At 67.5% G+C, this 15,712-nt stretch carries 14 protein-coding genes and 2 tRNA genes; 14 read left to right on the plus strand and 2 right to left on the minus strand.

Annotated features, from left to right (window positions below):
* The first annotated feature begins 142 nt into the window (after nucleotides 1-142).
* On the plus strand, nucleotides 143-1,027 hold the full coding sequence (gene dapA, locus KUV67_08735; GenBank protein MBY6204965.1) for a 4-hydroxy-tetrahydrodipicolinate synthase: 885 nt from the start codon (nucleotides 143-145) through the stop codon (nucleotides 1,025-1,027).
* A gap of 147 nt (nucleotides 1,028-1,174) precedes the next feature.
* Nucleotides 1,175-1,684, plus strand: coding sequence for an outer membrane protein assembly factor BamC (gene bamC / locus KUV67_08740; protein ID MBY6204966.1), 510 nt, complete (start codon nucleotides 1,175-1,177; stop codon nucleotides 1,682-1,684).
* 889 nt (nucleotides 1,685-2,573) lie between these two features.
* Here bamC and KUV67_08745 read toward each other — a convergent pair.
* A complete protein-coding gene (locus KUV67_08745) occupies nucleotides 2,574-2,897 on the minus strand; it encodes a ferredoxin family protein (protein ID MBY6204967.1) in 324 nt (107 codons plus the stop codon).
* Nucleotides 2,898-3,004: 107 nt separating this feature from the next.
* On the opposite strand from KUV67_08745, the gene pcnB reads away from it, so the two are divergent.
* The 12 genes from pcnB (at nucleotide 3,005) to KUV67_08805 (ending at nucleotide 14,493) form a co-directional block, all read left to right on the plus strand.
* Nucleotides 3,005-4,366, plus strand: coding sequence for a polynucleotide adenylyltransferase PcnB (gene pcnB / locus KUV67_08750; protein MBY6204968.1), 1,362 nt, complete (start codon nucleotides 3,005-3,007; stop codon nucleotides 4,364-4,366).
* Nucleotides 4,363-4,902 (plus strand): 2-amino-4-hydroxy-6-hydroxymethyldihydropteridine diphosphokinase, encoded by a 540-nt coding sequence (gene folK / locus KUV67_08755; GenBank protein ID MBY6204969.1) that lies wholly within the window; start codon nucleotides 4,363-4,365, stop codon nucleotides 4,900-4,902. The genes pcnB and folK overlap by 4 nt, the downstream gene beginning before the upstream one ends.
* Entirely contained in the window at nucleotides 4,899-5,699 is an 801-nt protein-coding gene (panB, locus tag KUV67_08760) for a 3-methyl-2-oxobutanoate hydroxymethyltransferase (protein MBY6204970.1), read from the plus strand. Before folK ends, panB begins: the two co-directional genes overlap by 4 nt.
* A gap of 1 nt (nucleotide 5,700) precedes the next feature.
* Complete coding sequence (panC, locus tag KUV67_08765; protein MBY6204971.1) at nucleotides 5,701-6,570, plus strand: pantoate--beta-alanine ligase; 870 nt, start codon at nucleotides 5,701-5,703, stop codon at nucleotides 6,568-6,570.
* 215 nt (nucleotides 6,571-6,785) lie between these two features.
* Complete coding sequence (locus KUV67_08770; protein ID MBY6204972.1) at nucleotides 6,786-7,166, plus strand: aspartate 1-decarboxylase; 381 nt, start codon at nucleotides 6,786-6,788, stop codon at nucleotides 7,164-7,166.
* A gap of 29 nt (nucleotides 7,167-7,195) precedes the next feature.
* Nucleotides 7,196-8,686: a hypothetical protein gene (locus tag KUV67_08775; GenBank protein ID MBY6204973.1), complete on the plus strand. Its 1,491-nt coding sequence runs from the start codon at nucleotides 7,196-7,198 to the stop codon at nucleotides 8,684-8,686.
* 278 nt (nucleotides 8,687-8,964) lie between these two features.
* Nucleotides 8,965-9,852, plus strand: a complete 888-nt coding sequence (locus KUV67_08780; protein MBY6204974.1) for a class I SAM-dependent methyltransferase — start codon at nucleotides 8,965-8,967, stop codon at nucleotides 9,850-9,852.
* Entirely contained in the window at nucleotides 9,849-10,712 is an 864-nt protein-coding gene (locus KUV67_08785; GenBank protein ID MBY6204975.1) for a methyltransferase domain-containing protein, read from the plus strand. Before KUV67_08780 ends, KUV67_08785 begins: the two co-directional genes overlap by 4 nt.
* Before the next feature lie 504 nt (nucleotides 10,713-11,216).
* Nucleotides 11,217-11,307 (plus strand) — tRNA-Ser (locus tag KUV67_08790).
* 746 nt (nucleotides 11,308-12,053) lie between these two features.
* Nucleotides 12,054-12,143, plus strand: a tRNA-Ser gene (locus KUV67_08795).
* Nucleotides 12,144-12,716: 573 nt separating this feature from the next.
* Nucleotides 12,717-13,859: a PQQ-dependent sugar dehydrogenase gene (locus KUV67_08800; GenBank protein ID MBY6204976.1), complete on the plus strand. Its 1,143-nt coding sequence runs from the start codon at nucleotides 12,717-12,719 to the stop codon at nucleotides 13,857-13,859.
* A gap of 424 nt (nucleotides 13,860-14,283) precedes the next feature.
* On the plus strand, nucleotides 14,284-14,493 hold the full coding sequence (locus KUV67_08805; protein ID MBY6204977.1) for a cold-shock protein: 210 nt from the start codon (nucleotides 14,284-14,286) through the stop codon (nucleotides 14,491-14,493).
* Between the two features lie 70 nt (nucleotides 14,494-14,563).
* Here KUV67_08805 and KUV67_08810 read toward each other — a convergent pair whose 3' ends face one another.
* Nucleotides 14,564-15,694, minus strand: coding sequence for a beta-lactamase family protein (locus KUV67_08810; protein MBY6204978.1), 1,131 nt, complete (start codon nucleotides 15,692-15,694; stop codon nucleotides 14,564-14,566).
* Nucleotides 15,695-15,712 lie beyond the last annotated feature (18 nt).

The following is a 15,712-nucleotide window of genomic DNA, read 5'->3' on the forward strand; positions in this document are numbered from 1 at the left end:
GAGGTCGTTTGAGTGGTGAATGCTGGCTTTGTGTTGCAGAATCAGAGGCTTGCTGCCTGGGTTGGGGGGTCCCGACGCGTGCGGGAACGTTCGCCGCAGAATACTTGTCAGACCCGATACCCGCAAGTAGTATGCCCTGCCGATGACCACCCTCGACGACTTTGGACTGACCGGCTCGCTGGTCGCGCTCGTGACCCCGATGGACGGCAGCGGATCCGTGGATCTCGACGCCTGGGATTCACTGCTCGACTGGCACGTCGAATCCGGCACGCGGGGGATCGTCGTCGGCGGGACCACCGGGGAATCGGCCACCCTGTCCGCGGAGGAGCGCGATGCGCTGCTCGACCGGGCCCTGGAGCGCGTCGGGGACCGTTGCCGGGTGGTCGCCGGGACCGGCGCGGCGTCGACGGCCGTTGCGGTGGCGCAGAGCGCCCGGGCCGCCGCACGAGGCGCCCACGCGGTGCTGGTCGTCACCCCGTACTACAACCGGCCGCCACAGCGCGGCCTGGCCGCCCACTACCGCGCCGTGGCGGACGCCTGCGACGCGCCGGTCATCCTTTACAATGTGCCGGGTCGGACCGCGGTCGATCTCGATCCGAGGACGACCATCGAGCTGTGCCGGCACGAACGGATCATCGGCATCAAGGAAGCCGTCGCCGACATGCAGCGGGTGCGCCGGTTGGCCGACGCCGGTATCGGCGTGCTCAGCGGCGACGACCCCACGGCGCGCGACGCCATCCGGAACGGCGCGCGAGGCGTGATCTCGGTGGCCGCGAACGTCGCGCCGGCGCGCTTCGCCGCGATGTGCGAGGCCGCGCTGAACGGCCGCGACGACGAGGCCGATGCGGCGAACGCGGAGCTGGCTGCGCTGTATCCGTTTCTCGGCGTGGAGGCCAACCCGATTCCCGCCAAGTGGCTGCTCGGCGAGATGGGCCGCATCGGCGCCGGCATCCGGCTCCCGCTGGTGCCGCTGGACCGCGCGCATCACCAGGCCGGTCGGGCGCTGATCGACGCACTGGCCGACTGACGAGAATCCAACAGGGGAACGACGATTTCCACTCAGACCACCGTATTCCGCATCCTGGCCCTGCTGTCACTGACGCTGCTGGCCGGTTGCTTCCTCCGCCCCGAGCGGCCGGCCTATGTCTCCAGCGAGGAGATCGCGCCGATCGAAGTGCCCGATGACCTGTCCGAGCCCGAAGTTCGCCCGATCTTCGAGATTCCCGGCTATTCCCTGCCGGAACTGGCCGCCCAGGGCGATGAATCGCTGCCGCCCCAGGTGCTGACCTCGGCCGAGGCCGAGCGCGCTCGCTCGCGCATCCTGTTCGGGTCCAACGGGCTGTACCTCCAGGTCGATGACGAGCCGGCCAGCGTCTGGCGACGCCTCGGTTTCGCGCTGAATCGCGGCGAGATGGCGGTTCAGGACGTGCTGCCCGACGAGCGTCGCTACCGCGTCGCGTTCGAGCACGATCCGATCGTGGTCGCCAAGCGCGGCTTCTTCCAGAAAGTGGTCCTGTTCTGGTCGGCGCCCGAATTCATCGACTTCTCCGGCACCTACCAGTTCGAAGTCCAGCCCGAATCCAGCCGCACGACCCGGGTCGCGATCTTCGACGAGGCGGGGAACATCGTGCCGATGGAGCGAGCGGAGTTCGTGCTCAGCCGCCTCCAGCAACGCCTGGGCTGAAAAATCGGGTCAGGGCTACTGCGCAGGTCGCTGCCGGCGCCGTCCGGTGCTCGAAATCCTCATGCACATCCAAGTGCATTCCGGTTCCTGCGCTCCGGGCGTCACCGGCAGCGACCTTGCTCGCTACGCCCTGAACCGATTTTTCCTGTAGAAGCGTCGGCGCCGTCGGGTGCTCGGAATACTCATGCGCATCCCAGTGCACTGCGGTTCCTCCGTTCCGGCGGTCGCTGACCGCACCCTTGCTCGCGACGCGCTACGGCGATTTCCCCGTAGCTGTGTTTGCGTACCTGGTGCTCGAAATTCTCATGCACCCAGGGACTGTCCGTGGTCCGCGCTTCGTCGTGAGGGTTTCTCGGGTGGTGTGATCTTGAAGTCGGTGGATGGAGTTCGCCGGAGGCGTGGGAGGCCCCACGTCGAGGACGCAAGACTGACGCCGGGTTCGAGAGCGCGCCGCCCGAGGAAGCCGCAACAGAACGCGGGGGCCGCGGGCAGTCCCCAGCATTCCGGTTCCTGCGCTCCGGGCGTCACCGGCAGCGACCTTGCTCGCTACGCCCTGAACCGATTTTTCTTGTAGAAGCGCCTGCGCCGTCCGGTGCTCGGAATCCTCGTGCGCTGACCGAAGGCGGTGACTGTAGGAGTGAGCCTGCGAGCGAATCCGGGGCCGGGGCCTGTTCGCTCGCAAGCTCACTCCCACAGTCGGCCAATGGCTGCGCTCTCCGGCAAGATCGAAGGAATTCCTGTTGGAGGCCGCTTGCGGGCGAAGGGTGGGGTCGGAGAGAGCGGTTCGCGCGCAAGCGCCCTCCAACAGGCCCGAGGCTTCGATCAGGGCCCTTCTGTTGGAGGCCGCTTGCGGGCGAAGGACACGGTTCCGGAAACGGGAGTCCGGCGACTAGCGCTCCAGCAGCTCCCGCTTGTTCTCCTTGCCTTCCCACTCCTCGGCGTCGGGCGGCGGGTCCTTGCGCTCGGTGATCACCGGCCACTCGCGCGAGAGTTCTTCGTTGATCTGCAGGAAATCCTGCTGATCGGCCGGCAGGTCGTCTTCGGGGTAGATGGCCTGGACCGGGCATTCCGGTTCGCACAGCGTGCAGTCGATGCACTCTTCCGGGTCGATGACCAGGAAATTGGGGCCTTCGTGGAAGCAATCGACGGGGCACACCTCCACGCAGTCGGTGTACTTGCACTTGATGCAGTTTTCTACAACCACGAAAGTCATGGCGGATCGCGTCCTGGCTTGGGGCTCGGTCGGGTTCGGCGCGGAGCAGGCGCGGGGCGATCGAGGCCTCTGCGGTGGTAGACTAGCGCGCTGCACGATCTGTCGATATGGATACCGATCCGGATCGCGAACCTGCGGCTGGCGTCAGCCACCCCGCCCATTTCCTACATGAAGCAGTATACCCATTGAGCACCTCACTTCGAGAAATTCCGCGGTCCGAGCACGGCATCGCGCGCAAGTCCATCAGCCGTGAAGCGACCCAGGTCACGGAACGCCTCCAGCAAGCCGGCTTCAAGGCCTACGTCGTCGGCGGCGCCGCCCGCGACCTGTTGCTCGGCGTTTCCCCCAAGGACTTCGACGTCGGCACGGACGCCACGCCGGAGGAAGTGCGCGGCGTGTTCCGCAGCGCGCGGCTGATCGGGCGCCGGTTCCGCCTGGCCCACGTGCGCTTCGGCCGCGAGATCATCGAAGTCGCGACCTTCCGCGGCCTGGCGGAGGACGGCGACGAGGACGGTGACCGCTCGGTCGAAAAGGGCGGTCGCGTCCTGCGCGACAACGTCTACGGCGGGAGCGTCGCCGAGGACGCGATGCGGCGCGATTTCACCGCCAACGCGCTGATGTACGACCCGGCCACGGAGACGATTCTCGATTACGTGGGGGGTTACGACGACATCCTGGCCAACCGGCTGAGGATGATCGGCGACCCCGAGACCCGCTACCGCGAAGACCCGGTGCGGATGCTGCGCGCGGTCCGTTTCGTGACCAAGCTGGGCATGGAGCTGGACCCGGCCACAGAGGCGCCGATCCGCGAGCTCGCGCCGCTGCTGGCCGACATTCCGCCGGCCCGCCTCCTCGACGAGCTGCTCAAGCTGCTGCTCGGCGGCCGGGCCTGGGAAGGCTTCCGGGGGCTGGTCCGCTACGGGCTGTGGGAGCCGCTGTTTCCCGAGCTGCTGGCCGACCCCTCGGCGCCTCCGGTGCTGGTCGAACAAGCCTTGAAGAACACCGATGAGCGGGTCGCCCAGAACAAGCCGGTCACGCCCGGATTCCTGTTCGCGGCCCTGTTCTGGCCCAAGGCGCAGGCCGAGGCCCGGCGACGCATCGACAACGGCCAGCCGCCGGTCGAGGCCCTGGCCGCCGCCGGCGAGAAGGTCTTCGATCGGTACACGAAGAATGTCGCGGTGCACCGGCGCTTCTCGACCATGGCCAAGGAGATCTGGATGTTCCAGCCGCGCTTCGAGCGCCGGCGGGGCAAGCGTGCCGCACGATTGCTGGGCGAGAAGCGATTCCGCGCCGCGTACGATTTCCTGCTTCTCCGGGCGCTCGAGGACCCGGACCTGAAGGAGATGGCCGACTGGTGGACGAAGGTCCAGGAGGTCGACGACGAAACGCGCAACGAGATGATCTTCGGCGGCCCGCGCAAGAACCCTCCGCGCAAGCGCAAGAAGAATCCGGGTTCACCCCAGGGATGACCCGCGCGTTCGTCGGCATCGGCAGCAACCTGGGAGGCCCCGCACGCCGGGTGCTCGACGCGATCGACGCGCTCGGCCGACTGCCCGACACGGAGCCGGGACGCCGGTCCCCGCTGTATCGCACCGCACCCTGGGGCGAGACCGATCAGCCGGACTTCGTCAACGCCGTGGCCGAACTCCGCACGGCGCTGGATCCCGAGGCGCTGCTCGACGAACTGCAGCGGCTCGAGACCGAAGCCGGCCGCGTCCGCGACCCCGAGCACCGATGGGGGCCACGCGTGCTGGATCTGGACCTCCTCTGGTTCGGCGGGCTGGAGATCGACACGCCGAGGCTGACCGTTCCCCACCCGCGGATGCACGAGCGCGCCTTCGTGCTGCAGCCGCTGTGCGACCTGGAGCCGAGGCTCGAGCTGCCCCGGGGGCGGGTCGATGCGCTGCTGGCCGAACTGGGGCCGGTCGGCATCGATCGGGTGCCCGAGGAAGATCCCGAGACCGATCCGGAGGACGTCGAGGGCCGCAGGGAGCCGACGGCATGAGTCGCCCGGTGACGATCGAGGCGCTGGCCGCGCTGAAGCGCGAGCGCACGCCGATTGCCATGCTGACCGCCTACGACGCCACGCTGGCCCGAGCGGTCGATGCCGCCGGCGTCGACTGCATCCTGGTCGGCGACTCGCTCGGCAATGTCGTGCAGGGTCGGACGACGACCGTCCCGGTCACCGTCGACGACATGGCCTACCACACCGCCTGCGTCCGCCGCGGCGTAGAGCGCGCGCTGGTGGTCGCCGACCTGCCGTACCTGAGCTATGCCGGCGTCGACGCGGCCGTCGAATCGGCGCGCCGCGTGATGCAGGCGGGTGCCGCAATGGTCAAGCTCGAGGGTGGGGCGCCCGTGCTCGACGCGGTGCGTCGCCTGACCGAGCACGGCACGCCGGTCTGCGGCCATCTCGGCCTGACGCCGCAATCGGTGCACCAGCTGTCCGGTTACAAGGTCCAGGGCCGGGAAGCCGAAGCCCGGGACCGCCTGCGGCGAGAGGCGCGCGCGCTCGAGGACGCGGGCGCGTCGCTGCTGGTGCTCGAATGCGTGCCGTCGTCGCTGGCCGCCGAGATCGCGTCTTCGCTGAGCATCCCGGTGATCGGCATCGGCGCCGGCGTCGAAGTCGACGGCCAGGTGCTGGTGCTGCACGACGCGCTGGGCCTGGGCGGTGAGCGGGTGCCGCGTTTCGTGCGCGACTTCATGGCCGATTCGGGGACGATCCCGGCGGCGTTGTCGGCCTATGTGGAGGCCGTGCGCTCCCGGTCCTTCCCCGGCCCGGCCGAGAGCTACGGCGACTGACATGGCCGGCCCGCAGGTCCTGCGCAACACTGCCGAACTGGCCGCGTGGCGCGATGCGGCCGCCGGTCCGGTCCGCTTCGTGCCGACCATGGGCAACCTGCACGACGGCCACGTCGCGCTGATCGACGCGGCCCGCGAGGCCGGCGGCCGGGTGCTGGTCAGTATCTTCGTCAATCCCACCCAGTTCGGCCCGGACGAGGACTTCGATCGCTATCCGCGCACCGTCGACGAGGACCTCGCCCGCCTGGCCGGACGCTGCGACGCGGTCTGGTTGCCGGCCATCGACGACCTCTACCCCCTCGGCCCGGACGCCGGCTTCTCGGTGCACGTGTCCGAATCGCTGGGCGGCATCCTGTGCGGCGCGCATCGGCCGGGTCATTTCGATGGCGTGGCCAATGTCGTATTGCGCCTGTTTCACCGAGTGCGGCCCGACGCCGCGGTGTTCGGCGAGAAGGATTTCCAGCAGCTGACGATTCTCCGCCGGATGGTCGAGGACTTCGGCCTGGGCATCGAGATGATCGGGCGGCCGACCGTGCGCGAGGCCGACGGCTTGGCCATGAGTTCGCGCAACCGCTACCTGACCGAACGCGAGCGGGCCGTCGCGCCCGGCCTGCATGCGACGCTGCTCGAGCTCGCCCGGCGGGCCCGGACACTGCCCGAAGACGCGCCTGCGGGAACTTTCTCGGCCCTCGCGCAGTCTGGAAAAGAGCGTCTTGACGCCATGGGGTTCGACACCGAGTACGTCGAGTTCCGGGACGCCCGGTCGTTGGGTCCGCCGGCGGGTCATCCCCTCCGCCTGCTGGCCGCCGCAAGGCTCGGCGGGGCGCGATTGATCGACAATGTTGCAATTTCGCCACAAGCACGTCGCTAAATCGCAAATCGGGGTTGGAAATGCCGAAAAGTTGTGGTACAGTTACCACGAACCTTGGTATTCCAGCAACGGCGATCAAGGTCAGGGCGCGAATTGAGGTACATCACTCCGACACGCTGCCTCTCCCCCTCACCGGGGAGAGGTTTTTTTTTGCGGTGAAGGCCTCCATCTAGACATTTCCGACCGAACGCAGGCGTTCTGCACAGGAACAAGCGATGCAGTTGAATCTACTGAAGGCCAAGATCCACCGGGCCACCGTGACCCATGCCGAGCTCCACTACGAGGGTTCGTGCGCGATCGACGACGACCTCCTCGAGGCCTCGGGCATCCGGGAATACGAGCAGATTCACATCTACAACGTCGACAACGGCGAGCGCTTCGTGACCTATGCGATCCGTGCCGAGGCCGGCAGCGGCACGATCAGCGTCAACGGCGCCGCGGCCCACAAGGCCTCGGTCGGCGACCTGCTGATCATCTGCGCCTACGGGCAGTACGACAGCGCCGAGGCCGACGCTCACCGGCCCCGCCTGGTCTACCCCGACGGTGACAACCGAGTCGCCCGGATCGCCGGCGAAATTCCCGTCCAGGCCGCCTGATCCGGCGTCCGCGACCCCGGAACCCGGCCGTGTCGCAAAAAAACAACACTTCGCATGCCCGTTCGGGCGGCAACCCGATCGCTCGCCTGCTCGAGTCCGAGCCCGGGCGCTCGACGACCATGGTCGCCGAGAGCGGCCGCTGGCGCCTCGACGCCAGCTTGACCCCGATCCCGGTTGCGGACTGGGCCGCGAAGCCCCCGGTCGACGAGACCGCAGCCGTGCGCCGGCTGTTCTCCGGAGAGATCGTCAATGCCTCCGAGCAGCGTGCCGCGCTTCATCCGTGGCTCCGCCGCGAGGGGAGCGGGCGGCCCGAGTCCATCCGTGCCGACCAGCGACGCCTCGCGGAGACCGCGGATGCCCTGTACGCCGGCCGCACACCGGTCAGGACCCTGCTCAACGTCGCCATCGGGGGCTCCGACCTCGGGCCCCGCCTGGTCTTCGACGCCCTGGACCGGCAGGAGTCCGCGGTCGACGTTCGCTGGCTATCGACGCTCGACGATCGCGCGCTGACCCGCCAGCTCGACGACCTGGACCCCTCCACGACAGGCCTGGTCGTCGCGTCGAAGAGCTTTTCCACGCGCGAAACGCTGCTGCAGGCCGGGGCCGTGCGTTCCTGGCTCGGCGCCGACTGGGCCCAGCGGACCTGGGCGGCGACAGCGCGTCCCGAGCGAGCCGCGGAGTGGGGGGTCGAAGACGCGCACGTGCTGCCCTTCGACGCGTCGGTCGGCGGGCGATTCTCGGTCTGGTCTTCGATCGGCCTGGCTGCCGCGGCCGCCATCGGCCCGGCGCGCTGGGCCGAGTTTCTCGACGGTGCGGCCATTGCGGACCATGCCGTGTCCTCGGACCCGACCGGTTCGCTCGCCGGACGCCTGGCGCAAGCGATCGACGGCCTGATCCGCGACCACGGTTTCGGTACCCTGGGCGTGGTCGCCTACGAGCCTGCCTACCGTCGCCTGGCCGGCTACCTGCAGCAGCTGATCATGGAAAGCCTGGGCAAACGCGTGGACGCGGACGGTAACGACCTGGCCGGCCCCTCGTCGCCGCTGGTCTTCGGTGGGGCCGGCACCGATCTCCAGCACTCGCTGTTCCAGACCGTGCACCAGGGGCTGCAGCGTCACCCGATGCTGCTGGTCGGCGCGGCCGATGCATCGCACAGTGCGCATGGCTTCGGCCAGGAGCAGCTGGCGCATCTACTCGGCCAGGCCCGCGCGCTTGCGCTCGGTTGCCACGACGACGACGCACAGCGGGTCCTGCCCGGTGGGAACCCTGTCCTCACGTTGCTGACTCGCCGACCCGATGCACGCGCACTCGGCGAACTGCTGGCCCTCTGGGAGCACGCCACCTACCTCCTGGGCGTGCGCTGGGGCATCAATCCCTTCGACCAGTGGGGCGTCGAGGAGGGCAAGCGCCAGGCGGCCCGGTTCCGGGCCGTGATCGATGGCGAGCAGCGCGCCGACGACGCCGCGCTGAACGAGCTGCTGGCGTGGCTGAGCGCGCCGGAGTCGAACCCCCCGGGCTGAAAGTCGGCCGACCGGCTGGTATGGTGAATGGACGTCGCCGCGGCGAGCGGTCGGCGTTTTCGCGAAACGACGGGTCGACGAACGCGGTCTGGCCGCCGCGCCGAGTCGCTCCGCCAGCGATCGTCATGCATCCCGAGAAGCCAAACCGGAACCACCGCACGGAGCGGGCCCGCGCAGTCGCGCGTCCGGATCCCGTGGCCGTGCCGGGCCCGGTACGGCCCGCATGACGACCGTAGCCCTGATCCCGCATCGGCGAGGAGGTAGTCATCAATTCTACTTTGGCATCAAGTTCAGCGAATAAAAGAACCGTTCGGCAGGATTTCGGCGAAGATCCCGTCGAAGTCCGGGAGTCCGATCACTACCGGCACGAGTACATCGAGCAGTTCGTCGACAAGTGGGACGAACTGATCGACTGGGACGCCCGCTACGAAAGCGAGGGCGATTTCTTCATCCGGTTGCTCAAGGAGCGCGGCGCCGAGCGGGTGCTCGACGTGGCCACCGGAACCGGGTTCCATTCCGTCCGCCTGATCGAGGAGGGCTTCGAAGTCTGCAGCGTCGACGGGTCGGCCGAAATGCTGGCCAAGGCCTTCGAGAACGGCAAGCGGCGCGGGCACATCCTGCGCACGATCCAGGCCGACTGGCGCTGGCTGAACCGGGACGTGCACGCCAGCTACGACGCCGTGATCTGCCTCGGCAACTCCTTCAACCACCTGTTTTCCGAGCGCGATCGGCGCAAGGCACTGGCCGAGTTCTACGCCGTGCTCAAGCACGACGGCTGCCTGATCCTCGACCAGCGCAACTACGACGCCATCCTCGACGACGGCTTCTCGACCAAGCACAAGTACTACTACTGCGGCAACCAGGTCAGCGCCGAGCCCGAGCACGTGGACGAGGGCCTGGCCCGCTTTCGCTACGAGTTCCCCGACGGCTCGGTCTATCACCTGAACATGTGCCCGATCCGCCGGGACTACACCCGCAAGCTGATGCAGGACGTCGGCTTCCAGAAAGTCCACACCTATGCCGATTTCGAGGACGAGCGTGCCCGCGACACCGGGCGTTCCGACGCGCCCGACTTCTACATCCACGTCGCCGAGAAGCGGTACGAGGGCCACGAGACCATCGAGGATGCAGGTGACCAGCCGATCGACGGGGCGGGGGAGGCATGAACGAGACCGGATACACCGAGGCGGTCGAGACGGCGCGCGACTACTACAACAGCGCCGACGCCGACACCTTCTATTTCCACGTCTGGGGCGGCGAGGACATCCACGTCGGCCTGTACGAGGCCGACAACGAGCAGCTTGCCGAGCCAATCGCCGAGGCCAGCCGGCGCACCGTGCGGCGGATGGCCGAACTGGCCGGCGCATTGACCCCGGCCACGCGCGTGCTGGACCTCGGCGCAGGCTACGGCGGCTCGATGCGCTTCCTGGCCGAGGTGTACGGCTGCCGCTGCGTGGCGCTGAACCTCGCCGAGGTGGAGAACGAGCGCAATCGTCGGATGAATCTCGAAGCCGGCCTGGAGCGGAACATCGAAGTCGTGGACGGCGACTTCACCGCCCTGGACTTCGGCGACGCCGAGTTCGACCTGGTCTGGTCCCAGGACGCCATCCTGCACTCCGGCGACCGCGAGACGGTCTGCGCCGAAGCCGCCCGCGTGCTGAAGCCCGGCGGGCGCCTGATCTTCACCGACCCGATGCAGACCGACGACGCGCCGACCGATCGCCTGCAGCCGATCTATGACCGCATCCACCTCGGTTCCCTGGCGTCGCCGGCGTTCTATCGCGAGACCCTGGGCCGGCTCGGGCTGGCCGAAATGCACTTCGACGAACACCCGGACCAACTCGCCCGCCACTACGCGCGCGTCCGGGAGGTGCTGATCGAGAACGAGGGCGACCTGCGAGAGAAGGGGGTCAGCGGCGCCTACATCGAACGGATGAAGTCCGGCCTGACTCACTGGATCGAAGGCGGCCAGAAGGGGTACCTGACCTGGGGCATCTTCGTCTTCGAGAAGGGCAGGGGCGACTGAATTGGAGCGCCTCCGGGAATGACACCGGGCCGCTCGACCGCTATAATGCTCGACTTGCGTTTCGGCGGAAGTCGGAGCGCCCAGGTTCGGAGAGGTGCTCGAGTGGTCGAACGGGTTCGCATGCCTCGCCGAATACGGTACGGGACTTGTAATCTCGTACCGAGGGTTCGAACCGAGGCCGAAGGCCGAGTTCGCTGAAGCGCAGCTTCAGCCATCCCTCCCTCTCGCGATCCGCAGGATCGCCGGCCGGAGGACGCCCCCATCGACCGGGTGGCGAGATGTTGTGCAGTTTCGGAGAGGTGCTCGCGTGGTCGAACGGGCTCGCCTGCCTCGCCGAATACGGTACGGGACTTGTAATCTCGTACCGAGGGTTCGAACCGAGGCCCTTCAGGGCCGAGCTCGCTGAAGCGCAGCTTCAGCCATCCTCCCTCTCGCGATCCGCAGGATCGCCGGCCGGAGGACGCCCCCAATCGACCGGGTGGCGAGACAATTTGGAGCAGTTACGGAGAGGTGCCGGAGTGGTCGAACGGGCTCGCCTGGAAAGTGAGTGTACGGTAACCCCGTACCGAGGGTTCGAATCCCTCCCTCTCCGCCAGAAATGAAATGCCCCGCCTCGCGCGGGGCTTTTCATTTCTACCGAAGAGGGAGACTACGGATGCGAACCCCCCGGTTCGAACCGAGGCTCGCAGAGCCGAGCTCGATGCGATCGGGCGCAGCCCGACTCGCACCCGAAGGGCAAGCGACAAAGTCGCGCCGTCCATCCCTCCCTCTCCGCCAGAAATAAAATGCCCCGCCCCGTGCGGGGCTTTTCATTTCTACCGAAGAGGGATGGCGGTTCGAACCCTGCAGGCTCGAATGAGCCGAACCTTCTCAGGATGCTTCGATCTGCGAGAGGCAATTGAGCCCATCGGAACAAGGGGTTCGAACCGAGGCCGAAGGCCGAGCTCGATGCGATCGCGCGCAGCGCGACTCGCACCCGAAGAGCAAGCGACGCAGTCGCGCCGTCCATCCCTCCCTCTCCGCCAGAAACGGAAAAGCCCCGCGATGCGGGGTTTTTTCGTTTCTAACGACGAGGAGGGGATGAGAACCCGGGTTCGAACCGAGGCCCGCAGAATTGCAGTTTCTTCGACCCGTCAGCGGCTCGGAGCCGAATAAGGCACAATCCAGAATACGGAGAGGTGGCAGAGCGGTTGAACCGAGCGCAGCGAGCTCGATGTGCAGGCCGCGCAGCGGCCGGAGCAACCCGGAGCGCAGCGTAGGGCAAGCGCCGCAGGCGCGCAGTCCATGCACCGGTCTCGCGGCTCGCAGAGAGCCGCCGGTTCGGTCACAATTCAGTTCACCGGAGAGGTGGCAGAGCGGTTGAATGCACCGGTCTTGAAAACCGGCAAGGGTGAAAGCCCTTCGTGGGTTCGAATCCCACCCTCTCCGCCAGACACGAAAGGCCCCGCGAACGCGGGGTTTTTCGTGTCTGGCGGAGAAGGTGACCCGGATGCGGACCCCCGTTCGAACCGAGCCGCGAAGCGGCGAGCTCACGAGCGCGCAGCGCGAGTCATCCCACCCGCCTCATCAAACGCCCCGCGAACGCGGGGTTTTTCGTGCCTGGCGGAGAGGGTGACCCGGATGCGAACCCCCGTTCGAACCGAGCCGCGAAGCGGCGAGCTCACGAGCGCGCAGCGCGAGTCATCCCACCCGCCTTTCGAAACGCCCCGCGAACGCGGGGTTTTTCGTGCCTGGCGGAGAGGGTGACCCGGATGCGAACCCCCGTTCGAACCGAGCCGCGAAGCGGCGAGCTCACGAGCGCGCAGCGCGAGTCATCCCACCCGCCTTTCGAAAGGCCCCTCATCCGCGGGGTTTTTTATCTGGCGGAGAGGGTGTCACGGACGCGAAGCCCGGCTCGAACGGGCCCGGCTTGGCCGCCCCGCCCACCGTTAGCTTCCACGTCGACCGGCCTGCCCACGGGGCTGGAGTACAGTGGTCGCCAAAACCATCTCCCAGAGGCCTGCCATGACCAAGCGATACGCTTTCCTCGCATTCCTTGCGGCGCTGCTCGTCGTCTCCGCACACGCACAGGACGACCTCCCGTTCTCGGTCGAGCCGATCGCGTCCTTCGACCAGCCCTGGGCGCTGACCTTCCTGCCCGACGGCAGGATGCTGGTGACCGAGAAGAGCGGCAATCTTCGCGTGGTGACCCAGGAGGGTTCGATGTCCTCGCCGATCGAGGGACTGCCCGACGTTGACTATCGTGGACAGGGCGGGCTCGGCGATGTCGTCCTGCATCCGGACTACGCCGACAACGGCATGATCTACCTGAGCTACGCCGAGAGCGGGGTCGGCGACACGCGCGGCGCCGCGGTTGCCCGCGGCGTGCTCGAGCTCGGCGAGCGGGGCGGCCGGCTGACCGACGTCGAGGTGATCTGGCGCCAGTATCCGAAGGTGCTCGATGACGGCCACTACGGTCATCGCCTGGCCTTCGACGACGACGGTTTCCTTTGGGTTTCCTCCGGCGACCGGCAGAAGTTCACGCCGGCCCAGGACATGCAGAGCAATATCGGCAAGATTCTGCGCCTGAACGAGGACGGTTCGGCGCCCGAGGACAACCCGTTCGTGAACTACATCGAGCAGGATCCGCTGGTCGACGGCGTGGGGCCCTACGACGAGATCTGGACCCTGGGTCACCGCAACCCGCTGGGCATGGCCTTCGACGCCGACGGCCAGCTGTGGGTGATCGAGATGGGCCCGGCCGGCGGCGACGAGCTGAACCGCATCGTCCGCGCCGAGAACTACGGCTACCCGCTCGTTTCCAACGGCGACCACTATGACGGCCGTGAAATCCCCGACCACGACACGCGGCCGGAGTTCGCCGCGCCGGTCATCACCTGGACACCGGTCATTTCGCCGGGCGACCTGATGATCTATGGCGGCGACTTGTTCGAGGACTGGCGTGGCGACGCCTTCGCGGCCGGCCTGTCCTCGCAGGCGATCGTGCACATCCGCTTCGATGGGGACGGGGCGTCCGAGTACGCGCGCTATGCCATGGGCGCGCGGATCCGCGCCATCGAGGAAGCGCCGGACGGCAGTCTCTGGGTGCTCGAGGACGAGCGCGCGGACAGCCGGGGACGGCTGCTGAAGCTCAGCCCCGCTGACTGAACACGATGTCGGCGGTTGGCCGGCCCGCGCCCGCTCCGGTTTCCTGGGCGCGGCGACGCCTCGAAAGGCCAAGGATTGAAGATGCCTTGAGAAAATGACGCTGAGGTCGGGCCCACGGTCCGGCTGCGGTGGGTCGGTGAACTCGGACGCGAAAATAATTCGCGCAACCAGTGAAAAAGAGCGTATAGTGCACGGCGCTGCATGTCAGCCGTGGTTGATTTTCCAGAGTACCTTCCAGCCACCTTGCTCGACTTGCCGGCCCGCGATTTTCGCGCTGCCCGGCCCGACAAGGCGGTTTCGAGATTGCCCTTCGAATTTCTCCATCTCCTGAAGACCCCGTGCCGAACCGGTACGGACTGCAGCACCCGGGTTTTCGCCTTCGGGCCCCGGTTTTTATCCATTTTTGAAAGAGAGTAGAGATTCAATGAGCAATGCAACGGGTACCGTGAAGTGGTTCAACGAAGCCAAGGGCTTCGGTTTCATCGCGCAGGACGACGGCGGCAAGGACGTGTTCGTCCATTTCAGCTCGATCACCGGATCGGGCTTCAAGACCCTGGCCGAAGGTCAGAAGGTCACCTACGACGTGACCGACGGCGCCAAGGGCCCGCAGGCGTCCAACGTCGTCGCGATCTGATCGCGGCCACGTTCGCGCGGTTCCGCGCGTAACGCTGAGAACGCCCCGCCCCGTGCGGGGCGTTTTCGTTTCAGGGGTTCGGTTCCAGCGACGCCAGGTAGCGGTCGACGATCCGCTGCGGCGCGCCGATGACCAGGTCGGCGTCGGCCGAGTCGCGGCCCCAGCAGTTGGCCAGGGCCACGAAGACGAGTTCGTGGTCCGGATAGACGTACAGCGCGGCCTGCACGCCCGGGGTCGCGCCCGTGATCGAGACGGTCCGCCGTCCAGCGTCGTCCTCGCCGAGGATCCAGCCCAGCGACCAGCGCGAGCGCTCCGGCACGGCGCGGCTCGTCCAGTAGCCCTTGAGGTCCTCCGACCACGGAGACTCGTCCAGCAGCGCCTGCCCGAACGCCAGCAGGTCGTCGGCGCTGGAGACCATGTTTCCGCCGCCGTGGTTGTAGCTGAAGTCCCAGGTCGGAACCTGCAGCAGGTCGTCCGAGGGTGCATAGGTCCAGAGATCGATGTGGCTGTAGTTGCGCACCAGGCGCGATGCGGGCCGCTCGACGCTGCCGTGGTCCGTGTCGACAAGCTCGAGCGGCTGCAGCACATCGCGCCCCACGATTCGCTGGATCGGTAGCTCGTGCACGGCCTCCAGCACCGCGGCGATCAGGTTGTAGCCCGAGCTGGAGTAGAGGTAGTCGCTGCCGGGTTCGAAGGCCAAGGAGCGATCGGCGTAGACCCCGATCGCGCTGGTCGCGTCGTCGAAATGCTGCGCATACAGCGCCCGACGATCCGGGTGCCCGGTGTGTGGGATACCCGAGGTGTGCGCCGCCAGCATGCGCAGCGTGATGCGGTCGGCCCCGTCACCGGGGTAATCCGGCAGGTACTCCGCGATCGGTGCATCGAGATCGACCTGGCCGCGGTCGACCGCGACGGCCAGTGCCGTGCCGATGAAGGCCTTGGTGATGCTCATCACCGGAAAGCGCGAATTCCGCTCCATCGGCACCTGGTGTTCGACCACGGCCAGGCCTGCATGGTCGGCCAGGACGACCTCGCCCTCGTGCGCCATCAGGAACACGTACCCGGTATTGGACTGGGCCGCGTGTTCGTCGCGCAGCATCTGGAGCAGGTCGAGCTTTTCCCGATCGATCGCAATCGCCGTGCTGGTGAGCACGAGCAGGGTAAGGGCCTGAATCAGCAAAGCGGTTGTGCGTCCAGACATGCGGCTGCTCGCTGGTCT

It is taken from the genome of Halomonas denitrificans (genome assembly GCA_019800895.1).
In the GTDB taxonomy this organism is placed as follows: Bacteria; Pseudomonadota; Gammaproteobacteria; order Xanthomonadales; family Wenzhouxiangellaceae.